The sequence below is a fragment of the Vicinamibacterales bacterium genome, from assembly GCA_036496585.1.
In the GTDB taxonomy this organism is placed as follows: Bacteria; Acidobacteriota; Vicinamibacteria; order Vicinamibacterales; family 2-12-FULL-66-21; genus JAICSD01.
Map to the genome: position 1 here is coordinate 75,719 of DASXLB010000066.1, position 26,564 is coordinate 102,282.

The window sequence follows — 26,564 nt, forward strand, 5'->3', positions numbered from 1 at the left end:
CCGATCGCGGGGCCATAGCATGAGCCGAGCCATCCACGTCATCCCGGAGCCGCTACCGACGACGAGCGAGACGCGCTTCGCGGCATACCTCCTGGCCGACTATCTCGAACGCCTCGGCGTCGAGGTGGTCTTCGGGCTGACGGGCCACACGATCATCGGCATGATCGACGCGCTGGGCCGCAGCCGCATCCGCTACGTCAGCACACGCCACGAACAGGTGGCGGCGCACGCCGCCGACGGCTACGCCCGCGCCACCGGCAAACCGGGCGTCCTGCTGACCCACCTGGGCCCGGGCCTGACCAACGCCGCGACCGGCGTCGCCAACGCCGCGCTCGATTCGATGCCGATGGTGGTGATCGCCGGCGACGTGCAGTCGTACTTCCACGGTCGCCACCCGCATCAGGAAATCAACCTCCACCAGGACGCGGATCAGTGCCAGATCTACCGGCCGTTCTGCAAGCGGATCTACCGCGTCGAGCACGCGCGCGATTTGCCTCGGGTCATGGAGCGGGCCTTCCATCTCGCCCAGTCGGGCCGGCCGGGGCCCGTCCTCGTCGACGTGGCGATGGATCTGTTCTCGTCGAGCCTACCGGTCGATGCCTTCGCGAAGCTGCCGCCGGAGATCGCCCGGCCATCGCTCGACGATGCGACCGCGGCCAGGATCGTGGCGCTGCTGGCGGCGGCGGAGCGGCCGGTGATCTACGCCGGCGGCGGCGTGCTTTCGGCACGCGCGGCCGCCGAGCTGGCGGCGCTCTCCGAGGCGCTCGAGCTGCCGATCGCCCACTCGCTGATGGGCAAAGGCGTTGTCCGCGAAGATCATCCGCTGCTGCTTGGCATGACCGGTTTTTGGGGCACGCCGATCGCCAACGAGAAGTGCCGGACGGCCGACGTGATCCTGGCGGTCGGCACGCGCTTCGCGGAGGCGAACTCGAGCTCGTGGGATCCGCGCTTCACCTTTGACATTCCACCGACCCGGCTGATTCACATCGACGTCGACGAAGCGGAGATCGGCCGGAATTTCGCGACCGAGCTCGGGGTCGTCGCCGACGCAAAGCATGCCCTGGCGGCGCTCGCCGAGGCGGCGCGCGGCGTCAAGCCGCGCAGCCGCGGATCGCTGCGGCTCGAGATCGCCCAGGGGCGCCGCGCCTTCTCCGCCAACTGGGCGGATCACTACAGCTCGAACCAATACCCGATGCGCCCCGAGCGCATCCTGAGCGAGCTGCGGCAGGCGGTTCCCGAGGACGGGTTCATCGTCACCGACGTCGGCTGGAACAAGAACGGCGTCGGGCAGCAGTTCCCGATTACGGTGCCTGGCACGTTCATCACCCCGAGCGGCCTCGCGACGATGGGGTTCGGGCCGGCGGCGGCGCTGGGCGTCAAGCTCGCGCAGCCGCAGCGCGCGGTGGTCGCGCTGGTCGGAGACGGGGCGTTCGGCAGTAACCCGTCGGTCGTCGCCACGGCGATGGAAGCGGGGCTTGGCGTGGTGTGGCTGGTCATGGACAACGCGGCGTTCGGCACGATCGCCGGACTGACCAACATGCACTACGGCTGGGAATTCGGCTGCGTGTTCGAAGCCGACGGCGCGCGCTATCGCACCGACTTTGCGCAGATGGCGAAGGGCTATGGTGCAGACGGCGTGTTCATCCGCGACGCCTCGGAGCTCGGTCCTGCGCTGCGCGCCGCGCTCGCCTCCGGCCGGCCGACCGTGATCCAGGCGCCGATGGAAAACGCTCCGACGCCGACGCCCGGCCACTGGGACATCAACTGCATCTACCGGAAGGGCTCGTAGCGCGCCCGGTGGCCGTGTCCGAACCACCGGCGGCGCGCACGCACGTGCGCTGGGTGCCGATCCTGGCGCTGGTGGCGACCGGCACGATGATCAACTACCTGGATCGCACGGTCCTCGGCATCGCCGCGCCGCTCCTGTCGCACGATCTCGCGCTCGACGCGGCGCGCATGGGCCTGGTCTTCTCGGCGTTCTCCTGGAGCTACGCGATCCTCCAGATCCCAGGCGGCATCGTCCTCGATCGCCTCGGGACGCGAACCACGTACGCGCTGGCGCTGGGCGGGTGGTCGTTCTTCACGGGCTGCATGGGGCTCGTGCGCAGCCTGCCGTCGCTGCTCCTTACCCGCATCGGCGTCGGCGTCTTCGAAGCGCCATGCTTTCCGGCCAACAGCCGCATCATGGCGACCTGGTTCCCACAGCGGGAACGAGCGCGCGGCAACGCGGTCTACTCTTTCGGCCAGTACGTCGGCCTCGGCTTCCTCAGCGCGCCGCTGTTCTGGGTGACGCGGCACTACGGGTGGCGGGTGTTGTTCCTGATCGTCGGCGGCGCCGGCATCCTGTTCGCCGCGGCGTTCTGGCGTCTCTATCGCGACATCGGCCACGACCAGCGCGCCAACGCCGCCGAGCGTGCGTACATCGAGGCGGGCGGCGGCGGCGAAGCGCGCGAGCGCACGCCGGCTTTCCGCTGGAGCCAGATCCGCGCGTTGCTGCGGCAACGCCAGGTCGTCGGCGCGTCGATCGGACAGTTCGGCGGCAACTCGACGCAGGTCTTCTTCCTGACCTGGTTCCCCACCTACCTGGTCACCGCCCGTCACATGGACTACATCAAAGCGGGGTTCATGGCCTCGCTCCCCTACGTCGCCGCTTCGGCCGGCGTCGTCGTCGGCGGCGTGCTATCGGACGCGCTCCTGAGCCGCACGGGCTCGGCCAATCTCGCGCGCAAGCTGCCGGTCGTCGCGGGCCTGTGCCTGGCGTCGGTCATCGTCGCGGCCAACTACGTGCCGGCGGACGGCAACACGACCGTCATGCTGATCATGTCGGCGGCGTTTTTCGGCCAGGGGATGACCAACCTGGGCTGGACGGTCGTGTCCGACATCGCACCCAAGCCGCTCATCGGCCTGACCAGCGGTATCTTCAACTTCACCACGAATGTCGCCGGCATCGTCACGCCGCTGGTGATCGGCTTCACCTACCAGATGACCGGATCCTTCGTCGGGCCGCTCGTCTACATCGGCCTCGTGGCGCTCGTCGGCGCGTTTTCTTATATCGTGATTCTCGGCGACATCCGCCGGCTCCAGGTGGACACGGGGGAGTGATGGGCATCGAGGCATTCCAGCACGTCAACACGCGATCGGCGGACGTGGAACGGACCAAGGCCTTCTACGTCGACGTCATCGGCCTGCGCGCAGGCGATCGGCCGCCGTTTACATTCAAGGGCTACTGGCTCTATCTCGGCGGACAGGCCGTGCTGCATCTGGTCCAGCGGGCGCCAGGCGACCGGCATCACGATGGCACCGGCAACCTGGATCACGTCGCATTCCTCGGGTCGAACTACGAAGGGATGCGAGCCCGGCTGGTCGAGCGCGGCCTCCCGTTTCGAGAAGCGGTCGTGCCGCGCGACGGGACGCGGCAGATCTTCGTCAAGGATCCCGACGGCCTCACCATCGAGCTGAATTTCCCGGCATGAAGCCGATCCGTCCTAGGGCGGGCAAGGTCGGCGCCAGCGGCGCCAGGCCGGACAGCGCCGCCGCGGATCGCGATCTGGAATCCGCGGGCCGGCAGCAGCTCGATCGCATGCTCGGCAGCGTCGCCTTCCGCCAGGTCGACCGGCTCAAGCGCTTTCTCCGCTTCATCGTCGAGGAAGCACTCGCCGGCCGCGGCGATCAGCTGAAGGAATACGTCATCGGCGTGCAGGTGTTCGACAAGGACGCGTCGTTCGACCCGCGAGCCGATCCGATCGTGCGCGTGCAGGCGCGGCGGCTGCCGGCGCGGCTGGTGCGCTACTACCGCGAGGAAGGCGGCGGCGATCCGATCGCCATCGAGCTGCCGAAGGGCGGCTATGCGCCGGTCATCAAGACGCGGGCTGCGGCAGCGCCGGGGCGCCATTCGGTCGAGGCGACGCTCGCCGGCCAGAACACGATCGCGGTGGCGGCGATCGCCGATCACAGCCAGACGCAGGAGCTCGAGTACTTCTGCAGCGGCCTCCGGCAGGAGCTGGTGCACCGGCTGGCGGGCGTCGAGGCGCTGCGGGTCGTCGCCGGCGATCCGGCGGCGGCGGCGCTGCTCGTCGCCGGTGGCGTGCGCCGATCGGGCATTCGACTGCGCATCACCGTCCACCTCGTCGACAACGCCAGCGCGTCCTATCTGTGGTCGGAGTCGATCGACGCCTCCACCGACGAAACGCTGTCGGCGCAGGAACTGGTCGCGGCCGCCGTACTGCGAAACATCGAGCCGCGGCTCGCCGACGTCGGGCGCCGGCGCGGCTGGCGGCGCCCGGCCGAGAATCTCGCGGCGCGCAACCTGTATCTGCAGGGACGCTATCACCTCAACCAGCGCACCGACGAAGGGCTGCACAAGGCGCTCGATTTCTTCGAGAAGGCGATTGTCGAGGACGCGCAATTTTCGCTCGCGCACAGCGGTCTCGCCGACGCACACAGCCTGCTCGCGCACTACGGCGTCCGCCAGCCGTCGCTGGCGTGGGCGCGCGCCGCCTCGAGCGCCGCGACGGCGGTGCTGCTCGACGGCAACGCGGCCGAAGCACACACGTCGCTCGCGCACGTCACGGCCACTCAGGACTGGGACTGGTACGGCGCCGAAGCGGAGTTCCAGGCGGCGATCCGCCTGGACCCGCGCTACGCGACGGCCCATCACTGGTACGCGATGTCCTGCCTGGTGCCGATGTCGCGCCTCGACGAGGCGCTCGAGGAGATGCGTGTCGCGCAATCGCTCGACCCGGTGTCGTCGATCGTGGCGCGCGATCTGGCCATCGTCCTCGCCTACCGGCGCGACTACGAGACGGCGCTCGAGCAGTGCGACCACACGATCGAGCTGAACCCGCACTTCTCGCCGGCCTACTGGGCGCTCGGCATGATTCAGGAGCAGCGCCGCGATCTCGACGAGGCGATCGCGGCCTTTCAACGCGCCATCGATCTGTCGCCGCACACGCCGCGCGTGCATGCCGCGCTCGCGCGGGCGCTGGCGCTCGCCGGCCGCAAGCCGGCGGCGCTCGCGGCGCTGCGCAAGCTCGAGGCGATGGCGAAGCAGCGTTACGTGTCCCCGTTCGAGTTCGCCGCCGTCCGCTTCGGGCTCGGACAGCCCGAGCAGGGATTCCGCTGGCTGGCGCGAGCCTGCGAGGACCGGGCCTTCGACGTGATCGCGCTCAAGGTCGACCCGCGCTTCGAGGCGCTCAAGGACGACCCGCGTCTGCAGGCGATCGAGCAGGCGATCGGCCTGCCGTGAGGCGTACCCTCGCCGATGGCGCCCCGCTCGATTGGTGGCGTTTACTTGATCGGCGAGTAATCGGTCGGCGACATGAACACCGACTCGGCTTTGATCACGATCTTGCCGTCCTTCTCGGACTCCGCCTTGACCTTCTGCCACTCTGGATCGGCGTTGAACTCCGCCCAGTGCTTCCGGGCGTCTTCGCGGCTCGGGTGCTCGAGGATGTAGATGAGGGTGGTGCCGGCCTTGTCTCCCTCGGTCGGGAGCCAGTAGCCGACGCTCTTCATGCCGTGGCGGTCGAAGATGCGGCGGGTGTTGTCGCGGAAGCGCGCGTTGACCGCGTCGAGCTTGCCCTCCGCGGCCGTGTAGGTGCGCAGCTCGTAGATGTGTGACGGCGCGGGCTGGCTGGCCCGGCCGACCGCAAACCCGCTCAAGATCAGAACGACGCCGACGATGATTTTGTTCCTCATGGCGGCATAGTCTATCGCACAGAGGTGGCTGCAACTTTCCCGCGCCTGCCGGGTTTTCCCCTCCAGTGAACGCCCCTCACGAGTTCGAGGCGTTCGTGCGGAGGTACCAGGACATGGTATTCGCCACGGCGGTGCGGCTCCTCGGCAGCCCCGCCGACGCGGAGGATGCGGCCCAGACCGTATTCCTCCGCGCGTTCCAGCGCTACGACGAGGTCGTCAGGAGCCCGGCCGCCGCCGGCTGGCTGAAGACCACGACGCGGAACGTGTGCCTGAACCACCTGGCGCGCTACCGCTCCCGCTGGCGGTTCTTCAGCGAGCTGAGCGACGAGGGGCGCGCCGGCTACGCCGACGGGATTGCCGCCGACGTGCTGCCGATCGTCGAGCAGCTCGAACGGGCGGATCTGGGTGCGGCGCTCGAACAGGCCGTGCGCGGCCTGCCGGATCACCAGCGCGTGCCGCTGGTGCTGTTCCACTTCGACGGCGCCAGCTACCGGGAGATCGCCGACACACTCGGCGTCTCGTTGCCCAAGGTCAAGACCGACATCCACCGCGGACGCGAGACGCTGCGCCGCTTGCTAGGGGGGACCGCTGTCGTTCGATGATCTCGAGCGGCGCATGCGCGACGAGCTGGCGCGGCTCCCCATGCCGACCGCGCCGTCGACGCTGCTGCCGCGCCTGCTCGAGGCGGTCGACGCCTGGGCCGGCCGGCCGTGGTATGCGCGCGCCTGGTTCACGTGGCCGCTCGCGTGGCAGGCGGTGTCGATGACGCTGGTCGCGCTGGCGGTCTACGCGACGTGGGCGGCGCCGCCGCTGCCGGCGTCGATCGTCGCAACCAGCAACGCCGGCGGCGTGATCTGGCGTGCGCTCATCCAGCCGCTCCTGGGCTACATCGTCGGACTCGTCGTGCTGATGGGACTGGCCTGCGCGCTGTTTGGCGCGGCCCTCAATTACCTGTTTCTCGAAAGGACGGCATCACGATGATGCTCCGATACCGCCGGCTCGCCGGACTTGCGCTCGTGCTGCTGCTCGCGGCGCCTGCGGCCGCCTCGGCCCAGCGCGTCAACGTGTCGTTCGACGACATCGACCGGCCGACGCTGCGCATCCTCCAGAACTTCACGCTGCGCCACGACGACACGGTGCGCCAGATCGTGGTCATCGGCGGCGACGCCCGCATCGAAGGCCACGTCAGCGAGGACGTCGTCGTCGTCCTCGGCAAGGTCGATCTCGCCAGCACCGCGGTGATCGACGGCCAGCTGGTGGTGGTGGCCGGCACGGCGCAGATCGCCGAGGGGGCCAAGGTGGCCGGGGACTTCGTCGTCGTCGGGGGCGCTGACACGCCGACGAGCTTTTCGCCGGGAGGCACGCAGGTCGTCGTCGGCACGGCGGGACTCGGCGAGGGCCTGCGCAATCTGGTGCCCTGGCTCACGAAAGGCCTGTTGCTCGGCCGCCCGATCGTGCCGTCGCTCGGCTGGGTGTGGCTGGTGGCGGCGGTGTTCTTCTTCCTGAATCTCTGCCTGAGTGTCCTCTTCGACGCGCCCGTCCGCACCTGCGCGACGACGCTGCGGTCGACGCCGTTCAGCGCCTTTTTCGCCGGACTGCTGGTGCTGCTGCTGGTCGGCCCTGTGTGCGTCCTGCTCGCCGCGTCGGTCATCGGCCTCGTGGTCATTCCGTTCGTGCTCTGCGCGGTCGTCGCCGCAGCCGTCCTCGGCCGCATCGGTTTCGCGCGCTGGATCGGCATGAGCGCCATGCCGCAGGACGATCCGGCGGATCGCGGCGAGTCGCTGCGATCGTTCGTGATCGGTTCGGCGCTGATGACCGTCGCCTACATGATTCCCGTCATCGGCATGCTGACGTGGATCCTGGCCGGCGTGTTCGGGCTCGGCTCCGCCACGCTGGCGTTCTACGGCTCGTACCGTCGCGAGAACCCGAAGCCGCCGAAGCCGGCGCGGGTCGTGCTCCCTCCGACCCCGGCGGCACCGGCGCCGCTCGACGCATTGGGCGGCGCCAGCCTTCACGCTGGAGACGTCGACGCGCCGCAACCGGCGGTCCCGCCGTTCGCGAGCCTCCCGCCTGAAGACGCCAGCCGGCTCACGGCGGATGCCGGCAGCGTGCCGGGAAACGGGACGAGCGTCACGGCGTTTCAAAAGGCCGCGTTCGGCGAACGGCTGGCGGCGCTGGCGCTCGACGCGGTGGCGATTGCCGTCATCGTCCAGCTGCTCAGCCTCGATCGCCACGGCGACTTCGGCGATCGGCTGATGGTGTTCTTCGCGCTCATCTACCATGTCGGCTTCTGGACGTGGAAGGGGACAACGCCGGGCGGCATGATCTGCCAGCTGCGCGTGGTCCGCATCGACGGCCGGCCGCTCGAATTCGCCGAATCGCTGGTGCGGGGCCTGACCGGCATCTTCTCGCTGATCGTCGCGGGGCTCGGCTTTCTCTGGATGCTCTGGGATCCCGACGGCCAGACCTGGCACGATCGCGTCGCAGGCACGTATGTGGTGAAAGTCCCGCGATCTGTCCCGGCCTAGCCTGGCGCGGCGTCTGCGTCGCGTCACGGCCGCTCGCCTGCGGGCGCACTCCCCGGAATATACTCTCGCCGGTAGTGGGTCCACATTCCGGAGAATCGTTCATGAAAACCTATCGCGTGATCGCGGCCGGCCTGGCGGCGGCGCTGGCGTTCGCCTCGCCGTCGCTCGTCGGACGCGCGCAGACGGGCGCGGCACCGGCCGGTCCGTTCGACAGCCTCCACTGGCGGCCGATCGGCCCGGCTTCGATGTCGGGGCGCATCTCTGACATCGCCGTCTACGAGGCCAATCCCAACATCTGGTACGTCGGCTCGGCGCACGGCGGCGTCTGGAGGACGACCAACAACGGCACGACCTTCGAGGCGCAGTTCCAGGACCATGGGCTGATGTCGATCGGCGACATCGCGGTCTCGCAGAGCAATCCCGATCTCTTGTACGTCGGCACGGGCGAATCGAACAACCGCCAGAGCACGTCCTGGGGCGACGGCGTCTACAAGTCGGTCGACGGCGGCAAGACCTATGCGAATGTCGGCCTCAAGGCCTCGAAGCACATCAGTCGCATCATCATCGATCCCCGTAACAACGACGTCGTCTGGGTCGCCGCAGCGGGGCCGCTGTTCGGGCCCGGCGGCGAGCGCGGCGTGTTCAAGACGACCGACGGCGGCAAGACATGGAAACAGACGCTGAAGGTCGACGACGACACGGGCGCCAACGACCTCGCGATTGACCCGGCCAACGACCAGATCCTGTATGCGTCGAGCTATCAGCGCCGGCGCACGGCCTGTTGCATGAACGGCGGCGGACCGGGCAGCGGCATCTGGAAGTCCACCGACGGCGGCGAGGTCTGGACGCGGCTGAAGACCGGGCTGCCGGATGGATCGCTGGGACGGATCGCGCTCGACGTCTACCGCCGGCACCCGAACGTCCTCTACGCGCTCATCGAAGGGCCAGCGGCCGGACGCGGCGGCGGTGCCGCGGCCGCCGGGGCGGGCGGCGCGGCCGCCGCGGGCGGCGCTGGCGCGGCGGGCGGCCGCGGCGCGGGGCGCGGGGCGGCGGGCGCCGAAGCTGCGCCAGCCGGCAATCCAGATGAAGCGCCGCAGCAATTCGGCGGCGGCCGCGGCCTCGCGACGTCGGTCGACGCGAGCGCGACGGGACTCTATCGCTCCGACGACAGCGGTACCACCTGGCGGAAGGTGAACAACAACAACGTCCGCCCGATGTATTTCAGCCAGGTCCGCATCGACCCCAATGACGACGACGTGATCGTCATGGGCGGCGTCGATCTGCAGCTGTCCACCGACGGCGGCAAGTCGATCAACACGGCGGCCGCCTCGGCCATCCATTCCGATCATCACGCCATCTGGATCGATCCGCACAACTCGAGCCACATGCTGATCGGCAACGACGGCGGTCTCGCCCAGACCTTCGATCAAGCGAAGACCTGGACGTTCTTCCCCAACCTGCCGGTCGGGCTCTTCTACCACGTCAGCCTCGACAGCTCGACGCCGTTCAACATCTGCGGCGGGATGCAGGACAACTACGACTGGTGCGGCCCCAGCCAGGTGCGCGGCGCCGCCGGCATCGCCAACTTCGAGTGGGAGACCATCCAGGGGGGCGACGGCTTCGTCGTCCTGCAGGATCCGAAGGACAACCGCGTCATCTACAGCGAGTCGCAGGACGGCAACGTCATCCGCGTCGACCGCGTCACCGGCGAGACGATCTCGATCCGGCCGCAGCCGCCGGCCGGCCAGCCTCCCTACCGCTTCCAGTGGGACACGCCGATCGTCATCTCGCCGCACGATCCGGCGACGGTCTACCTCGGCGCACAGAAAGTGCTGAAGGCGCCGGATCGCGGCCTGACGTTCAGCGAGATCAGCCCGGATCTGACGACCGGCGAAGACTCGGACCGCGAGCAGATCGTGACGATGGGCCTCAAGGGCAGCGACATCACGATCGCCAAGAACGACGGCATCGTCGCCTACGGCACGATCGTGGCGCTGGCCGAGTCGCCGAAGACGGCGGGCGTTCTCTACGCCGGTACCGACGACGGCCGGTTGCAGGTGACCAGAGACGGCGGCAAGAACTGGAACGACGTCTACCAGAAGCTGCCGGGAGCGCCGAAGGGGGGCTACGTCTCGCGCGTGGCGCCGTCGCGCTACGAGTCGGGTACCGCCTACGTGACGATCGACAACCATCGTCTCAACGATTACGACACCTACATCTACGCGACCAAGGACTTCGGCCAGACGTGGGCATCGCTCAACGGCGGGCTGAAGGGGGACGTGATCAAGTGCATCACCGAGGATCAGAGGAACCCCGACGTGCTGTATGCGGGCGCCGAGACGGGTCTCTTCGTGTCCACGGACCGCGGCGCGTCGTGGAGCCGCCCGAAGTGGAACCTGCCGACGGTGCGCGTCGACGAGGTCGTGCAACATCCGCGCGACAACGCGATCGTGCTGGCGACGCACGGGCGCGCCATCTGGGTGCTCGATCACGCCGAGCCGATCCAGGAATACGCGGCGGCGAAGAACACCGATGCGAAGCTGTTCACGCCGCCGCCGGCGTCGATGTACCGGCGCCCGGCCCGCGACCGCAACTATGAGTTCTGGGGCAACCAGGTCTTCTACGGCGAGAACCCGCCGCAGTCGGCGGTGGTGTCGTATTTCGTCAAGAGCAAGCCGACTGACGTGAAGCTGAAGATCAGCGACACGGCGGGACGCGAGCTTCGCGAGATTGCCATCCCCTCGAATGCGGTGAAGGCGGGCATCAACTCGGCGTGCTGGGATCTGCGCGTCCAGCCGATTCCGGCGCCGCAGGGGGCACCCGGTGGGCGAGGAGCGCGGGGCGCGCAAGGCGAAGGTGCGGCCCCCACGCCGGCGGCGGATCTGTTCGGCTACGGCTGCGACAGCGGCGGGGGCGGCGGAGGCGGTGGTGGTGGGCGCGGCGGCGGAGGCGGCGCCACGCCGGGACCGATGGTCCTCGGCGGCAGCTACACCGTGGCGCTCGCCGTCGACGGCAAGACGATCGACAGCAAGCCGCTGAAGGTCGTCGGCGATCCTGAGGTCGTGTTGACGGAGGCGCAGCGCAAGCAGCTCTTCGACATGGCGATGGACATGCACGATCTGCAGAAGCGCGCCAGCCAGGCGGCGGCGGGCGTCGCGTCGCTGAACCGCCAGATCGCGCAGCTGGCCGGCGACGTCGCGGCGAAGAGTGACATCCCGGCCGACGTGAAGAGCGCGTTCGACTCGCTGAAGACCGACACGGCGGCGATGCTCACGAAGCTGCCGCCCGGCGCCGCCGGGTTCGGGCGCGGCGGCGGTGGCGGCGGCCGCGGCAACGATCCGAGTCTGACCGGCAAGATCGGCCAGGCGAAAAACGGCATGATGGGCGGAATGTGGCCGACGTCGGTGACGATGAAGGCCTACGCCGACTCGAAGACGGACGCCCCGAAAGTGCTGGCGGACGCCAACGCGCTCTTCGCGAAGTCGGCGGCGGTCAGCGCGTCGCTCGCCGCGTTCAACCTCAAGCTCGACGCGCCAAAGCCGGTGGACGTCGGAACGTCCCCGAAAAAGAAGGCCACCCAGCAGTAACGCCACCTCAGGCACGGGACGGCGATCGGCTCAGCTGGATCGCCGTCCCGCGACGGCCCGCCATGTGCAGGACCCTTCGCCGAACCTTTGAGCAAGGAGGTCAGCATGAAGCGGTTGTTCACGATGACAGCGGGCGCGGCGGCCGTCGCAACGCTCTTGGGCATGCAGGCGTACGCCCAGCAGGATCCCGCGACGACGACCGGCGCTCAGACGAAGATCACGGCCGAACACGCCAAGGAAGTCACCTTCACGGGGTGTCTACAGACCGGCACTGAAGCCAAAACTTACACCCTCGACAAGGTCGAGCCGGTCAAGACCACCGAGGTGGTCGGCACCAGCGGCGAGGTGATGAGTGTGACGAAGTACGACCTGGTGCCCTCCGAGAAGATCGAGCTGCAGGAGCACGTCGGCCATAAGGTCGAGGTCACCGGCGTCGCCATCCCGGCCGGAGAGGGAGACGCGAAGATCAAGATGAAGACGAAGCTGCCGGGGTCGGAAGAACAGACCGAGACGAAGGTGGCCAAAGGGGCCACACCGCAACTTCGCGTCGTCGCGATCAAGCACCTCGCCGACACCTGTTCCAGTCACTGACGGACGCCTGACGGCTCGGTGCGGCGACGCGCCGCACTGAGCCACTTTCCGCCTCCGCCGCGCCTTCCCGGTCATGAAGGCTCTGCTTCTCGTTTCGCTCCTCTCCCAGGCCCTACCCGCAATCCAGCTGCCGCGCGCCGACCTGCACGTCTCCGCCGGCTGGCAGAACCTGCGCAAGGAACAGGCCTACGTGTACTACGACAACTGGCTGAACTCGATTCTCTATGGGGGCGCCGGCGCCGGGTGGTACTGGACGGAACATCTCAAGACCCAGATTGATTTCGGTGCCGGGACGCGCGATCACCAATTCCAGACGCACGCGTTCGTCGTCGACGGTCAGACGGCCTACACCTCGTCGCGCGCCGCGATTCGCGAGACCAACGTCTCTATCGGCCAGCAGTACCAGTTCTTCCGGAATCAGTGGTTCCACCCGCATCTCGGCGCCGGCGTAGAGCTGGCGCGCGAAACGGTGACCGAAGACTTCCAGCCGATCTACGTCTTCGACAGCGTGACACGCACGTCGACGTTCGTGATGCCGGCAGCGAGCGACGGGCCGGAGCACCGGTTCCTGACGCGGGGTTTCGCCGAAGGCGGGTTCAAGGCCTACATGACGCGGCGCGCCTTCTTCACGGGCGACATGCGGGTGATGTTCCGCGGCGGCGTCGACGAAGTGTTGTTCCGCGCGGGGTTGGGGATCGATTTCTAACGCGGTGGCCGCTTTCACGCGGGATGACGAGGTCATATGAGACGACTGGTTTCGATGCTGATCTGTCTGGCACTCATCACACCGGCGGCTGGCTGCGCATCCGCGGGGCGAACGCCGGTCACGGCCACGCCGCAGGCGTCGATCGCCGACACGCGCACGATGGCGGACTACGCGCAGCGACTGCCGGCCGGCAGCAAGGTACGGGTCGAGCGCACCGACGGCCACGTGCTGCACGGCACGCTGATGGCCGCGAGCGGCGAGAAGATCGTCGTGCAGCGGAACACGCGCATTCCCGAGCCGCCGATCGACCTCCCGATCGCGCAGCTGGCGCGCGTCACCACTGAAACGAGCGGCGCGAGCACCGCCAAGGCGGTCGCGATCGGCATCGCGTCCGGCGCGGGCGTGTTCTTTGCGATCCTGGCGATCGTCTTCGCCGCCAGCGGCGACTGAGTCGAGCGAAATAAGAACGCCACGACGGCAGGCGGCGGCAGCCCGGGCACGGCGAGCGCGGAGCTCGTGCAGTGAAAATTCTATGAGTTCTCTCGTCCAGGGGGGACGCGGCTCGCGATTGGCTCGCGTTCTGCACAGCCGGGCCACGGACGCGCGCGCCGAACTGCCCGCGTTGGACTTCAATGCACGAGCCGCTTCGCCCGTCGCCTACCGCGTCCACTCTGCGTCATCCGCACAAGACACGGCATTGGCTCGCGTGGCTCCTTGTCCTGGCCGTGACGGCCGTACTTTTGTTGCCGTTGCTTCACAAACGTCCCGCTGCGGCTGAGGCGGGGGCGGGCGGCGGCCGCGGCGGCCGCGGTGTCAGCTTCAGCGGCGACGCAACCCCGGTGAACCTCGCGCAGGCGCGGGCCGGAGAGATGCCGATCTACCTCGACGCCATGGGCACGGTGACGCCGCAGACGACCGTCAACGTCTACAGCCAGGTCAGCGGCCGGGTGCTGTCGGTCAATTACAAGGAAGGCGAGCTGGTCAAGCAGGGGCAGCTGCTCGTCGAGATCGATCCGCGGCCGACCGAGGCGCAGCTGCAACAGGCACAGGCGACGCTCCACCGCGATCAGGCGGCGATCCAGCAGGCGCAAACCGATCTGCAGCGCTACGAGAACGCGCTCGAGGATCACGCCATCCCGGAACAAACCGTGTCCGACCAGCGCGCCGTCGTCGCACAGGACGAGGGAACGATCGCCAACGACCAGGCGGCCGTGCAGTACGACGAGGTGCAGCTCAGTTACACCCACATCGTCGCGCCGATCGCCGGACGCATCGGCCTCCGCCTGATCGACGCCGGCAACACCGTCTTCGCGGGCAGCGGTACCACAATCGCGACGATCACGCAGGTCGATCCGATCACCGTCGTCTTCTCCGTCGCCGAAGACCATCTGCCGGAGGTCCAGAAGCAGCTGCGCACCGGGCGTACCTTGACGGTGGACCTCTACGATCGCGCCCAGTCGACGAAACTCGCTTCGGGCAAGCTGCTCAGCCTCGACAACCAGGTCGACACCACGACCGGCACGGTGAAGCTGCGCGCCCTGTTCGCCAATCCGCAGGGCGCGCTCTTCGCGAACCAGTTCGTCAGCGCGCGCCTGCAGGTCGACACCCTGCGCAACACGAAGCTGATTCCGACCGTCGCGGTCCAGTACAACGGGCCGCAGGCGTTCGTCTATCTGGCACAGCCGAACCAGACCGCCGTGCTGCGTAACATCACGGTCTCCAACACCGAAGGCGATCAAGCCGCGATCGACGGCCTCAATCCCGGCGACACCGTTGTCACCAGCAACTTTGATCGGCTGCAGGACGGCGCCAAGATTGTGGACGCCGACGCGCAGCGGGGCCAGCGCGGACAGCGCGGCGCGGCGGCGAAACAGGGAACGCCCGGGCGCGGACCGGCACCGGGGCCAGGACGATGAACCCCTCCCGGCCTTTCATCCTGAGGCCGGTCGCGACGATTCTGCTGATGGTCGCGATCCTGCTGGTCGGGTTCGTAGCGTTCCGCGAGCTGCCGATCTCGGCGCTGCCGGAAGTCAACTACCCGACCATCCAGGTCCAGACGCTGTACCCGGGAGCCAGCCCGGACGTCATGAGTTCGACCGTCACCGGCCCGCTCGAAAAGCAGTTCGGGCAGATTCAGGGACTGTCGCAGATGACGTCGACTTCGTCGGGCGGCGCCTCGGTCATCGTGCTGCAGTTCGATCTGGCGATCGACATCGACGTCGCCGAGCAGGAAGTACAGGCGGCGATCAATTCGGCGAGCGGCTTCCTGCCGACCGACCTGCCGATTCCCCCGACCTACAGCAAGACGAATCCGGCCGACGCGCCGATCCTCACCCTGGCGTTGACGTCGACATCGATGTCGCTGACCGCCGTGCAGGACCTCGCCGACACGCGGCTGGCGCCGAAGATCTCGCAGCTGAACGGCGTCGGCCTGGTGACGATCCAGGGCGGACAGAAACCGGCCGTCCGCATCCAGGCGAACCCGGCGTCGCTCGCGTCGTACGGACTCACGCTCGAGAACGTCCGCTCGGCGATCGCGTCGACGAGCGTCAACGGCGCCAAGGGCACCCTCAACGGCCCGCAGCAGGCCTACACGATCGACGCGAACGATCAGCTGACGTCGGCCGATCAGTACCGCCAGGTCGTCGTCGCCTACCGCAACGGCGCGCCGGTGATGCTGCGCGACGTCGCCGGCATCGTCAACGGCGTCGAGAACGCCAAGCTCGCCGCGTGGATGAACACGACGCCGGCGATCATCGTCAACATCCAGCGGCAGTCGAACGCCAACACGATCAAGGTGGTGGACTCGATCAAGGCGCTCCTGCCGCAGCTCCAGGCGAGCCTGCCGGCGGCGATCAGCGTGCAGACGCTGACCGACCGCACGGTGACGATCCGGGCCTCGGTTGCCGACGTGGAGTTCGAGCTGATGCTGACGATCGGACTGGTCGTCGCCGTCATCTTCGTGTTCCTGCGCTCCTGGCGCGCGACGATCATCCCGTCAGTCGCGGTGCCGCTGTCGCTGGTCGGCACGTTCGCGGCGATGTACGGCCTCGGCTACAGCCTCAACAACCTGACGCTGATGGCGCTGACAATCGCCACGGGATTCGTCGTCGACGACGCGATCGTGATGATCGAGAACGTCAGCCGCTACCTGGAACACGGCATGGCGCCGCTCGAGGCGGCGCTCAAAGGATCGGAGGAGATCGGCTTCACGATCGTGTCGCTGACGGTGTCGCTCATCGCCGTGCTGATTCCCCTGCTCTTCATGCAGGACATCACCGGCCGGTTGTTCCGGGAATTCGCGGTGACGCTCGCGGTGACGATCCTGATCTCGGCCGTCGTGTCGCTGACGCTGACGCCGATGATGGCGTCGAAGCTGCTGCGCCACACGCCGCCGGAGCAGGAAGGCCGGTTCTACCGCTGGTCGGAGCGTGTCTTCGAGGATGTGATCGCCTTCTACGGCCGCACGCTGCGGTGGGTGCTCGAACGCCAAACGCTCGTCCTCGCGGTCGCGGTCGTCACGCTGCTGACCGCGGCGCTCCTCTACTACTCCATCCCCAAGGGATTCTTCCCGATCCAGGACACCGGCATCATCCAGGTGGTCTCGCAGGCACCGGAGGCGACGAGCTTCGACGCGATGAGCACGCGGCAGCAGGCCCTCGCCCGCATCATCCTCGACGATCCGGCGGTCGACTCGCTGTCGTCGTTCATCGGCGTCGACGCCACCAACACGACGCTCAACGGCGGCCGCATGCAGGTCAACCTGAAGCCGCTCGACACTCGCGGCATCAGCGCGGCCGACGCGATTCAGCGGCTGCGCCCGAAACTGGCGAACGTCTCCGGCATCCAGGCGTATCTGCAACCGGTGCAGGACCTCACCGTCGAGGATCGCGTCAGCCGGACCCAGTTCCAGTACACCGTCGAGGATCCCGACAGCGGCGAGCTCGGGACGTGGACGGCGCGGATCGTCGCCGCGCTGCGCGCGCTGCCGCAGCTGCAGGACGTCGCGACCGACGAGCAGCCGCAGGGCAACGCCGTGACCCTGGCGATCGATCGCGTGACGGCGTCGCGGCTCGGCATCACGCCGCAGGCGATCGACGACACCCTCTACGACGCCTTCGGGCAGCGCCAGGTGACGACACTCTACACGCAGACGAATCAGTATCACGTCATCCTGGAGGCCGACCCGCGCTTCCAGACGGGCCCCGAACGGCTCGAGGACATCTATCTGGAGGCTGCCGCGGCCGCGGGCGCGCCGGCGGCCGGCGGACGCGGTGGCGGCGGCGCGGCCGCGGCGCCGTCGGAACTGGCGCCGAGCGCCACTCCAGTCGTCTCGACCGCCGCGCGTGGCGGCACGCTGACGACGGCATCGAGCAGCAGCCTGCTCGGAAGCGCCGCGCAGTCGCGAGCCGTGGCGCCCACGACGGGCGCCGGCACGGTCATCCAGGCTGCCGCCGGCGGCGGCGGGGGCGGCGGAGCGGCGGCGACGACGACGACGAACGGCACGCGCCTCGCCGTGCCGCTGGCGGCATTCGCCACCATCAAGAAGACGCAGACGCCGCTCACCATCAACCGCCAGGCCCAGTTTCCGGTCGTGACGATCTCGTTCAATCTCGCGCCCGGCGTGCACCTCAGTCAGGCTGTCGACGCCGTCAACGCCGCGACCGCGAGCCTCCACACGCCGATCAACCTGCAGACGCGCTTCCAGGGCACCGCGGCCAGCTTCGAGAACTCGCTCACCAACGAAGGCCTGCTGGTGCTCGCCGCGCTCGTCACCGTCTACATCGTTCTCGGCGTGCTCTACGAGAGCTTCATCCACCCGCTGACGATTCTCTCGACGCTGCCGTCGGCTGGCGTCGGCGCGCTGCTCGCGCTGCTTCTGTTCCGCCAGGATCTCGGCATCGTCGGCATCATCGGCATCGTGCTGCTCATCGGCATCGTCAAGAAGAACGGCATCATGATGGTCGACTTCGCGCTGCAGGCCGAACGCACGGAAGGCAAGAAGCCCGAAGAGGCGATCTACCAGGCGAGCCTGCTCCGGTTCCGGCCGATCCTGATGACGACGCTCGCGGCGCTGTTCGGAGGACTGCCGCTCGCGCTCGGCAGCGGCATCGGCGCCGAACTGCGGCGGCCGCTGGGCATCGCGATGGTCGGCGGGCTGCTCCTCAGCCAGATCCTGACGCTCTACACGACGCCGGTGATCTACCTCTGGTTCGATCGCATCAGCCGGCGGCTGCAGCCGCACCGGGCGGACCCCGGCGTGCAGCTCGATCTGCCGCTCGGAGAGCAGGCATGAACCTCTCTGCGCCGGCGATCAGCCGGCCGATCGCGACGATCCTGCTGACCGCCGCCGTGGCGATTGCCGGCGGCATCGCATTCATGGTGCTGCCGGTCTCGCCGCTGCCGGAGATCGACTCGCCGACGATCAGCGTCAACGCGAGCCTGCCCGGCGCGAGTCCGGACGTCATGGCCGCGGCGGTCGCGACACCGCTCGAACGGCAGTTCGGCCATATCGCCGGCATCTCGGAGATGACGTCGCGCAGCGCGACCGGCTCGACGTCGATCTCGCTGCAGTTCGACCTGAACCGCAACATCAACGCCGCCGCGCGCGACGTGCAGGCGGCGATCAGCGCGGCGCGCACCTACCTGCCAGCCAACCTGCCGTCGAATCCCGCCTACCGGAAGGTCAACTCGGCCGACGCGCCGATCGCCATCATCGGCATTACGTCGAAGAGCTACGACCGCGCCGCGATGTACGACGCCGCCTCCACCATCCTGGCGCAGACGCTGTCGCAGATTCCCGGCGTCGGGCAGGTGACGGTCGGCGGATCGTCGCTGCCGGCCGTCCGGGTCGAGATCAATCCGCTGCAACTCGAGCACTACGGCGTGCGGCTCTCCGACGTCGCGACGTTCCTGCGCAGCCAGAACGCGCATACCCCGACCGGGAGCATCGCCGACGGCCAGACGACGAGCTACATCAAGGTCAACGATCAGCTGTCGAAGGCCGCCGACTACAAGCCGCTGGTCATCGCCAGCCGCAACGGCGCCGGCATCCGCCTCGACGATGTCGCCAGCGTCGTCGACGCCAACGAGAACGTCCGCTCGGGCGGCTACGTCAACGGCGCGGAATCGGTCAGCGTCAACGTCTTCAAGCAGCCTGGCGCGAACGTCATCGAGACCGTCGATCGGATCAAGGCGGCGCTGCCGGCGCTGTCGGCGGCGATCCCGACCGCGCAGAAGATCACGCTCGTCCTCGATCGCACGACGACGATCCGCGCGTCGCTGCACGAAGTCGAGCGAACGCTGATGCTGTCGGTCTTCCTGGTCATCCTCGTCGTCTTCGTCTTCCTGCGCGACTGGCGTTCGACCATCATCCCCGGCGTGGCCGTCCCGGTCTCGTTGATCGGAACGTTCGCCGCGATGTACATGCTCGGCTACTCGCTCGACAATCTCAGCCTGATGGCGCTGACGATCTCGACCGGGTTCGTCATCGACGACGCGATCGTGGTGATGGAGAACATCACGCGCCACCTGGAACAGGGGATGGGACGGCTGGCGGCCGCCTACACCGGCGCCGCCGAGATCGGCTTCACGGTGCTGTCGATCACGCTGTCGCTGCTCGCCGTGTTCATTCCGATCCTGATGATGGGCGGCATCGTCGGGCGCCTGTTCAGGGAATTCGCGGTGACGCTGTCGGTCGCGATCCTGATTTCCATGATGCTCTCGCTGACGACGACGCCGATGCTGTGTTCACTGCTGCTGAGGCCGCGCCAGCACGGCGAGCGGCACGGGCGCCTGTACCTCGCGATCGAAGCGGGGTTCGACGGGCTTCGCCGCGGCTACGAGCGGAGCCTGGCCTGGGTCCTGCGCGACCACGCGCCGCTCGTCCTGCTGCTGTTGTTCGTGACGATGGGATTGAACGTCCTCTACCTGACGCGGATCACGAAGGGCTTTTTCCCGCAGCAGGACACCGGCGCGATCACCGGCGGCCTGCAGGGGACGCAGGACTCGTCCTTCGAGAAGATGGACGCCGCGCTGAAACGGGCCGTGGCGATCGTCCGCGCCGACCCGGCGGTCGAAAACGTGGTCGGCTTCACCGGCGGCCAGGGGGCGACCAACAGCGGGTTCATGTTCATCGCGCTGAAGCCGCTCGAGGAACGGAAAGCCAGCGCGACCGACGTCGTCAACCGTCTGCGCCCCAAGCTCCTGGCGATCCGCGAGGCGCAGACCTTCCTGCAGGCCGCGCAGGATCTCCGCGTCGGCGGGCGGCAGTCGAATTCGCAGTATCAGTACACGTTGCAGGCCGACTCGACCGCGGATCTGAAGAAGTACGTGCCGCTCCTCGCCCGCGAGATGGCGAAGCTCCCGGCGCTGGCCGACGTCAGCTCCGACCTCCAGACCGGCGGCCTCGAAGCCTACGTGACGTATGACAGGCCGACGGCGGCGCGGCTCGGCATCACCGCGTCCGATATCGACAGCGCGCTGAACTACAACTTCTCCCAGGCGCAGGCGTCGACCATCTACAAGACCCTCAACCAGTATCACGTCGTGCTCGAAGCACAGCCGCAGTTCACGCAGAGCCCCGACGCCCTGCGCAGCACCTACGTGGAGAGCGCGTCGGGAGCGGTGCCGCTCGCCGTGCTCTCGACGTTCCGGCCGCTGACCGGGCCGCTCTCGGTCAACCACTCTGGCCTCTATCCGTCGTCGACCGTGTCGTTCAATCTGGCGCCAGGCGGCTCGCTCGACGAGGCGACCAGAGCGATCGCCGCCCTCCAGGCGCAGCTCCACATTCCGACCACCGTCCACGGCGCGTTCTCCGGAACGGCCGAGCAGTTTCAGGCGTCGCTCGACTCGGAACCGCTGCTGATCGCCACGGCCATTCTTGCCGTCTACATCGTGCTCGGCGTCCTCTACGAGAGCTTCGTGCATCCGATCACGATCCTCACGACGCTGCCGTCGGCGTCGCTCGGCGCGGTCATCACGCTGGTGCTGTTCGACGCGGAGCTCGATGTCATCTCGTTGATCGGCATCATCCTGTTGATCGGCATCGTGAAGAAGAACGCGATCATGATGATCGACTTCGCGCTGCAGGCCGAGCGCGAGCAGGGCCTGGCGAGCGCAGACGCGATCCTGCAGGCCTGTGTCCTGCGCTTCCGGCCGATCCTGATGACGACCGCCGCGGCATTCTTCGGCGCCGTTCCGCTGGCCTTCAGGGGCGGCATCGGCTCGGAGCTGCGACGGCCGCTCGGCCTGACGATCCTGGGCGGACTGCTGGTCAGCCAGGTGCTCACGCTCTACACGACGCCGGTCGTCTACCTGATGCTCGATCGCCTGCGCCTGTGGATCAGGCGCGATCGGCCGCGCCCACTCGGCTACCGGCTCGCGGGGGACGCGCGATGACACGGCGATTCGTCGCCCCGCTGGTCGTCGCCGCAACCGTGGTGGCCGGCTGCAACGTCGGTCCGCCGTATCAGCGGCCGCAGCTGCCCGAACCCGCGCCATCGCAATACAAGGAAAACCAGCCCGGCAGTCAGGAAGCGCAATCGAACGGCTGGCGGCCGGCCAACCCGCAGGATGCGATGATCCGCGGCAAGTGGTGGGACGTCTTCGGCGACGCTGAACTGAATGCGCTCGAAGAGCAGGTGCTCGTCAACAACCAGACGATCAAGCAGTCGTTCGAGAACTACATGGCGGCCCTCGCCGTCATCGACAGCGCGCGCGCCACGCAATTTCCCACCGTCTCGGTTGGCCTGAACGCCAGCGCGTCGGGCAGCAACGGCGCGTCGAGCGCCACGACGGTGACCGGAACCGGCGGCGCCCCCACGTCCGCCGCCGTCGTCAGCAGCGGCACGCGCCATACCGTGTCGCTGCCGGTGAGCGCGTCCTGGGAACCGGATCTCTTCGGCAAAGTGCGGAACACCATCGAAGCAAACGTCAACGCCGCGCAGGTGAGCGCCGCGACGCTCGCCAACGAAACGCTCAGCCAGCAGGCGACCCTCGCCGAAACTTACTTCGAGCTGCGCGGGCAGGATTCACTGCAGGCGCTCTTCGCGCAAACTGTTTCGGACTACCAGGAATCGCTGCGGCTGACGCAGACCCTGTATCGAACCGGCATCGACTCGGAACAGGATGTCGCGCAGGCGGAAACGGCGCTCCGCACCGCTGAGGCGAACGCGACGGCCGTCGAGCGCGCGCGGGCGCAGTTCGAGCATGCGATTGCGCTGCTGACGGGGCATGCGGCGGGATCGTTCTCGGTGCCCGTACGCGCGCTCGATGCCACGCCGCCCCAGGTTCCCACCGGCGTGCCGTCGCAGCTGCTCGAACGGCGTCCGGACATCGCCGGAGCGGAGCGCGCGATGGCGGAGGCGAACGCGCGGATCGGCGTCGGCAAGGCCGCGTACTATCCGGACGTTTCGCTGATTGGGTCGGCCGGCATCCAAAGCTCGAGTGTCGTCAAGCTCCTCAGCGCGAGCATGTTCTTCTGGTCCCTCGGCGGAAGCGCCGCGCAAACCGTCCTGGACTTCGGCGCGCGCCGCGCCGCCGTACGGCAGTTCGAGGCGGAATACAACGCCTCGGTCGCGAACTACCGCGAAACCGTGCTCAACGCGTTCAAGGAAGTCGAAGACGACCTCGCGGCGACCCGGACGCTTGCGGATCAGACGGCGCGGCAGCAGCTGGCCGTCACGGCCTCACAGCGCTATCAACAGCTCGCCTCGATCCGATACCGCGACGGTCTCGACAACTATCTGAACGTGCTGACCGCACAGAATTCCGTGTTCACCAGTCTCGAGGCCATGGTCGGGCTGCAGACCGACCGCATGACGACGGCGGTTCAGCTCATCGTGGCGCTGGGCGGCGGCTGGGACGTGTCGGATCTGCCGGCTCCGGCCACGCTCCGGGCGATCCGTCGATAGCCTCGCGCCACGGCCTCGCGCCTGCGCGGTCTCGCGCAGCGACAAGCCGTTCGCCGGTTTGACGGTTCGCCCGCCATTCAATCAAGTAGACTTTGCTTTCTTCACGCTGGAGGTTCGTGCACATGATTTCGTCGGTCCGCCGTTTGACGGGCGGCTTGCTGCCGCTCATCGCCCTTTTCTTTGGCCCGGTCGTCCAGACGTCTGTGGGGCGCGCGACGCAGGCCGCTCCGACGCCGCCCAACGGGCAGGCCGCCGACGTCGTGCTGAAATCCTATCAATGGCGCAGCATCGGCCCGGACCGCGGCGGCCGGTCGATCGCGGTCGCCGGCGTCAAGGGACGTCCGAGCGAAGCCTACTTCGGCGCGAGCGGCGGCGGCTTGTGGAAGACCGTCGACGCCGGAGACCACTGGCGGCCGGTGACCGACGGGCAGATCAGCAGTTCGTCGGTCGGCGCGGTCGCCGTCGCCGAATCGAATCCCGACATCATCTACATCGGGACCGGCGAGTCGTGCATCCGCGGCGACATCATGGGCGGCGACGGCATCTACAAATCAATCGATGCCGGCAAGACGTGGACGCACGCCGGCTTCGGCAACGACACCGTCGACGCGATCTCGAAGATTCGCATCCACCCGACCGACCCCGACGTCGCCTATGCGGCGGTGTTCGGCAAGTACGGCGGCCCCAGCGCCGAGCGGGGCGTGTTCAAGACGACCGACGGCGGCAAGACCTGGCGCAAAGTGCTGTTCCGCGACGACAAGACCGGCGCTGTCGACATCGCGCTCGATCGCCGCAATCCCAACGTGCTTTACGCGGCGATGTGGGAGGCGTACCGCGTCGAATACCAGATGTCGAGCGGTGGACCCGGGACGGGACTGTTCAAGTCCACCGACGGCGGCGAGCACTGGAGCGAGATCACCCGCAATCCGGGGCTGCCCTCCGGCGTCGACGGGCGAATCGGCGTGGCTATTTCCGGCGCCGACGCCAACCGCGTCTACGCGCTCGTCGAGAACGAGCACGGCGGCCTGTTCGCGTCCGACGATGCCGGCGCCACGTGGACGCTGGTCAACGAGAGCCGTAACATCCGGCAGCGCGCGTTCTACTACACGCACGTGATCGCCGACACGGCCGCCAAGGACACCGTGTATCTGCTCAACACCAGCGCCTACCGCTCGACCGACGGCGGCAAGACGCTGACCAACGTCGGCGGCGGTACCCACGGCGACCATCACGATCTCTGGGTCGATCCCGACGATCCCAAGCATCTCGTGCTCGGCAACGACGGCGGCGGCACCGTCTCCGCTACCGCGGGCCAGCGCTGGACCGCCGAAGACTTTCCGACGGCGCAGCTCTATCACGTGATTTCAACGGCGCACGTGCCGTATCACCTCTGCGGCGCGCAGCAGGATTCGAGCACCATCTGCGTGCCGAGCAACGCCAACTCCGCACTCGAGCCCGCGAGCGGGCGCGGCGGGCGCGGCGGTGGTGGAGGGGGCGGCGGCCGTGGCGCCTCAACCGAGACCTACAACGCCGGCGGCGCCGAACCTGGCTACATCGCGCCCGACCCGCGAGATCCCGACATCTTCTATGCCGGGGGCAACAACGGGTCGCTCCTGACGCGGCTCGATCGGCGCTCGGGCAACCTGAAGGAGGTCAATCCCTACCCGCGGATGTTCTCGGGCGAAACGTCGGCCGAGGTCGTCGAGCGCTGGCAGTGGACCTATCCCATCGTCTTTTCTCCCGCCGACCCGACTGTGCTCTTCGCCTCGTCACAGCACGTCTGGCGCACGCGTAACGGCGGCGAGAACTGGGACAGGATCAGTCCCGATCTCACGCGCCACGATCCGAAGACGATGGGGCCGTCAGGCGGTCCGATCACACACGACATGAACAGCCCCGAGATCTACGCGACGGTGTTCGCGCTCGGCCCCGGCAAGAAGGACGTCAACATCCTGTGGGCGGGATCGGACGACGGGCTCATCAACGTCACCCGCGATGGCGGCAAGACGTGGACGAACGTCACGCCGAAGGACATGCCGGATCTCGGCCGCGTCAGCATCATCGACGCGTCGTCGTTCGAGCCGGGCGCTGCCTACGCGGCGGTCAAGAAGCCGCTGCTCGAGGACCTAGCGCCTTACATCTTCCGCACGCACGACTTCGGCAGGACCTGGACGAAGATCGTCACCGGCATTCCGGTCAACGACTACGTCCATTCCGTGCGCGAGGATCCGACGCGCAAAGGGCTGCTCTACGCCGGCACGCAGCACGGCTTCTACATCTCCTACGACGACGGCGATCACTGGCAGATGCTGTCGCTCAACCTGCCGGACGTGCAGGTCTCGGATATCTGGGTCGAGGCGAATTCCCTCGCGATCTCAACACACGGGCGCAGCTTCTACGTCCTCGACGATCTGGCGCCGCTGCGCCAGCACGGGCAGGAGGCGGCCGGCGACTTCTTTCTCTACAAGCCCGCTGATGCGATCCGCGGCGCGGGGGCGGCGTCGATACCGTACGTGCTGAACAAGGCGCCCGAGAAGCTGACCCTCGAAATCCTCGACGCGAAAGGCGCGGTCGTCCAGACGCTGCAGGGCGCCGTCGGCGGGCGGGGGCGAGGTGCGGGGGGTGCTGGGCGCGCCGGGGGTGCCAGGGGCGGGGGTGCTGGAGGTGCGGCAGGTGCCGAGGGTGCTCCCCCTGACGTGCCTGACGATCAGGGCGGCGGCGGACGCGGCCGCGGCGGTGCGCCGACGGCGCCGATGGCGGCGGGTCTCAATCGCGCCAACTGGAATCTCGAGTATCCCGCCGCGACGACGTTCCCCGGCATGATCCTGTGGGGCGCGACGACGAACGGACCGATGGCGCTGCCGGGCGCCTATCAGGTGCGCCTCACCGTCGACGGCACCTCGCAGACGCAGCCGCTGCTGATCCGCAAGCACCCGCTCCGCAACATCTCCGACGCCGACCTGCAGCAGCAGTTCACACTGGCCCTGCAGATCCGCGACAAAGTCAGCGAGGCGAACACCGCCGTCGTCCAGATCCGCCGCATGAAGGACGAGATCAAGGACCGGCTGACGAAGTCGCAGGACGCGCAGCTCAAGGCGGCCGGCGATCGCCTGACCGCCAATCTCAGCGCCATCGAGCAGGACCTTTACCAGGTGAAGAACCAGAGTGGCCAGGATCCGCTCAACTTCCCGATCAAAACCAACAACCGCCTCGCGTCGCTGCTCGGCATGACGCTGCGCGGGGAGGGCAAGCCGACCGCGAATATCGTCCCGATCTTCGACGACCTGAAGAAGGAGCTGAAGTCGGAGACTGATCGTCTCGAGGAAGTGCTGTCCGCGGATCTCGCCGCGTTCAATCAAGCGGCGCAGAAAGCCGGCGTGACGCCGGTGAACAAGTGACGCGGGGCTTGAAAACGCGCGCGGCAGGTGAATAGAACCTCATAGAAGATCAGAAGATCAGAAGGTCCGGAGCTCAAGAGTCAACCTGCCTGCGTCTGAAACAGTCGGGATACCTTCCCGGCTCCTGATCCCTGCTCTCCCGG

The 26,564-nt window shown here is 68.0% G+C and carries 17 protein-coding genes; 16 read left to right on the forward strand and 1 reads right to left on the reverse strand.

The features are described 5' to 3' along the window. Nucleotides 1-19 precede the first annotated feature (19 nt). From VGI12_19125 to VGI12_19140, 4 genes are read left to right on the forward strand one after another with little or no spacing between them, the layout of a single operon-like run. Nucleotides 20-1,789: a thiamine pyrophosphate-binding protein gene (locus tag VGI12_19125; GenBank protein HEY2434793.1), complete on the forward strand. Its 1,770-nt coding sequence runs from the start codon at nucleotides 20-22 to the stop codon at nucleotides 1,787-1,789. Between the two features lie 14 nt (nucleotides 1,790-1,803). Continuing rightward, complete coding sequence (locus VGI12_19130) at nucleotides 1,804-3,102, forward strand: MFS transporter (GenBank protein ID HEY2434794.1); 1,299 nt, start codon at nucleotides 1,804-1,806, stop codon at nucleotides 3,100-3,102. Beyond that, a complete protein-coding gene (locus VGI12_19135) occupies nucleotides 3,102-3,473 on the forward strand; it encodes a VOC family protein (protein ID HEY2434795.1) in 372 nt (123 codons plus the stop codon). The genes VGI12_19130 and VGI12_19135 overlap by 1 nt, the downstream gene beginning before the upstream one ends. Then, the gene (locus VGI12_19140; GenBank protein ID HEY2434796.1) at nucleotides 3,470-5,245 is read left to right on the forward strand and encodes a tetratricopeptide repeat protein; all 1,776 of its coding nucleotides are present in this window, start codon (nucleotides 3,470-3,472) and stop codon (nucleotides 5,243-5,245) included. The genes VGI12_19135 and VGI12_19140 overlap by 4 nt, the downstream gene beginning before the upstream one ends. 41 nt (nucleotides 5,246-5,286) lie before the next feature. On the opposite strand, the gene VGI12_19145 is transcribed toward VGI12_19140, so the two are convergent. Beyond that, a complete protein-coding gene (locus VGI12_19145; protein HEY2434797.1) occupies nucleotides 5,287-5,697 on the reverse strand; it encodes an NIPSNAP family protein in 411 nt (136 codons plus the stop codon). Nucleotides 5,698-5,762: 65 nt separating this feature from the next. Here VGI12_19145 and VGI12_19150 point away from each other — a divergent pair, with 65 nt between their 5' ends. The 12 genes from VGI12_19150 (at nucleotide 5,763) to VGI12_19205 (ending at nucleotide 26,421) form a co-directional block, all read left to right on the forward strand. Further along, the gene (locus tag VGI12_19150; GenBank protein HEY2434798.1) at nucleotides 5,763-6,299 is read left to right on the forward strand and encodes a sigma-70 family RNA polymerase sigma factor; all 537 of its coding nucleotides are present in this window, start codon (nucleotides 5,763-5,765) and stop codon (nucleotides 6,297-6,299) included. Between the two features lie 13 nt (nucleotides 6,300-6,312). Next, a complete protein-coding gene (locus VGI12_19155; GenBank protein HEY2434799.1) occupies nucleotides 6,313-6,678 on the forward strand; it encodes a hypothetical protein in 366 nt (121 codons plus the stop codon). After that, nucleotides 6,678-8,225: an RDD family protein gene (locus VGI12_19160; GenBank protein HEY2434800.1), complete on the forward strand. Its 1,548-nt coding sequence runs from the start codon at nucleotides 6,678-6,680 to the stop codon at nucleotides 8,223-8,225. Before VGI12_19155 ends, VGI12_19160 begins: the two co-directional genes overlap by 1 nt. 101 nt (nucleotides 8,226-8,326) lie before the next feature. Then, nucleotides 8,327-11,812: a hypothetical protein gene (locus tag VGI12_19165; protein ID HEY2434801.1), complete on the forward strand. Its 3,486-nt coding sequence runs from the start codon at nucleotides 8,327-8,329 to the stop codon at nucleotides 11,810-11,812. Between the two features lie 105 nt (nucleotides 11,813-11,917). After that, nucleotides 11,918-12,403 (forward strand): hypothetical protein, encoded by a 486-nt coding sequence (locus VGI12_19170; GenBank protein HEY2434802.1) that lies wholly within the window; start codon nucleotides 11,918-11,920, stop codon nucleotides 12,401-12,403. 73 nt (nucleotides 12,404-12,476) lie between these two features. Further along, complete coding sequence (locus VGI12_19175; protein ID HEY2434803.1) at nucleotides 12,477-13,109, forward strand: hypothetical protein; 633 nt, start codon at nucleotides 12,477-12,479, stop codon at nucleotides 13,107-13,109. Between the two features lie 36 nt (nucleotides 13,110-13,145). Beyond that, nucleotides 13,146-13,559 carry a hypothetical protein gene (locus VGI12_19180; protein ID HEY2434804.1) on the forward strand — a complete coding sequence of 138 codons (414 nt, stop codon included), beginning with the start codon at nucleotides 13,146-13,148 and terminating at the stop codon, nucleotides 13,557-13,559. 299 nt (nucleotides 13,560-13,858) lie between these two features. After that, entirely contained in the window at nucleotides 13,859-15,025 is a 1,167-nt protein-coding gene (locus tag VGI12_19185; protein HEY2434805.1) for an efflux RND transporter periplasmic adaptor subunit, read from the forward strand. Beyond that, nucleotides 15,022-18,405 carry an efflux RND transporter permease subunit gene (locus VGI12_19190; protein ID HEY2434806.1) on the forward strand — a complete coding sequence of 1,128 codons (3,384 nt, stop codon included), beginning with the start codon at nucleotides 15,022-15,024 and terminating at the stop codon, nucleotides 18,403-18,405. Before VGI12_19185 ends, VGI12_19190 begins: the two co-directional genes overlap by 4 nt. Then, nucleotides 18,402-21,509 carry an efflux RND transporter permease subunit gene (locus VGI12_19195; GenBank protein ID HEY2434807.1) on the forward strand — a complete coding sequence of 1,036 codons (3,108 nt, stop codon included), beginning with the start codon at nucleotides 18,402-18,404 and terminating at the stop codon, nucleotides 21,507-21,509. The genes VGI12_19190 and VGI12_19195 overlap by 4 nt, the downstream gene beginning before the upstream one ends. Continuing rightward, entirely contained in the window at nucleotides 21,506-23,023 is a 1,518-nt protein-coding gene (locus VGI12_19200; GenBank protein HEY2434808.1) for an efflux transporter outer membrane subunit, read from the forward strand. The genes VGI12_19195 and VGI12_19200 overlap by 4 nt, the downstream gene beginning before the upstream one ends. A 122-nt stretch (nucleotides 23,024-23,145) precedes the next feature. Further along, nucleotides 23,146-26,421, forward strand: a complete 3,276-nt coding sequence (locus tag VGI12_19205) for a hypothetical protein (GenBank protein HEY2434809.1) — start codon at nucleotides 23,146-23,148, stop codon at nucleotides 26,419-26,421. Nucleotides 26,422-26,564 lie beyond the last annotated feature (143 nt).

Excerpts from the sequence above, each read along its gene's own strand:
- VGI12_19145 (HEY2434797.1), bottom strand. The coding sequence starts at position 5,697 with ATGAGGAACAAAATCATCGTCGGCGTCGTTCTGATCTTGAGCGGGTTT.
- VGI12_19190 (HEY2434806.1), top strand. The coding sequence starts at position 15,022 with ATGAACCCCTCCCGGCCTTTCATCCTGAGGCCGGTCGCGACGATTCTG.
- VGI12_19160 (HEY2434800.1), top strand. The coding sequence starts at position 6,678 with ATGCTCCGATACCGCCGGCTCGCCGGACTTGCGCTCGTGCTGCTGCTC.
- VGI12_19135 (HEY2434795.1), top strand. The coding sequence starts at position 3,102 with ATGGGCATCGAGGCATTCCAGCACGTCAACACGCGATCGGCGGACGTG.
- VGI12_19195 (HEY2434807.1), top strand. The coding sequence starts at position 18,402 with ATGAACCTCTCTGCGCCGGCGATCAGCCGGCCGATCGCGACGATCCTG.
- VGI12_19140 (HEY2434796.1), top strand. The coding sequence starts at position 3,470 with ATGAAGCCGATCCGTCCTAGGGCGGGCAAGGTCGGCGCCAGCGGCGCC.
- VGI12_19200 (HEY2434808.1), top strand. The coding sequence starts at position 21,506 with ATGACACGGCGATTCGTCGCCCCGCTGGTCGTCGCCGCAACCGTGGTG.
- VGI12_19180 (HEY2434804.1), top strand. The coding sequence starts at position 13,146 with ATGAGACGACTGGTTTCGATGCTGATCTGTCTGGCACTCATCACACCG.
- VGI12_19205 (HEY2434809.1), top strand. The coding sequence starts at position 23,146 with ATGATTTCGTCGGTCCGCCGTTTGACGGGCGGCTTGCTGCCGCTCATC.
- VGI12_19165 (HEY2434801.1), top strand. The coding sequence starts at position 8,327 with ATGAAAACCTATCGCGTGATCGCGGCCGGCCTGGCGGCGGCGCTGGCG.
- VGI12_19175 (HEY2434803.1), top strand. The coding sequence starts at position 12,477 with ATGAAGGCTCTGCTTCTCGTTTCGCTCCTCTCCCAGGCCCTACCCGCA.
- VGI12_19155 (HEY2434799.1), top strand. The coding sequence starts at position 6,313 with ATGCGCGACGAGCTGGCGCGGCTCCCCATGCCGACCGCGCCGTCGACG.
- VGI12_19170 (HEY2434802.1), top strand. The coding sequence starts at position 11,918 with ATGAAGCGGTTGTTCACGATGACAGCGGGCGCGGCGGCCGTCGCAACG.
- VGI12_19125 (HEY2434793.1), top strand. The coding sequence starts at position 20 with ATGAGCCGAGCCATCCACGTCATCCCGGAGCCGCTACCGACGACGAGC.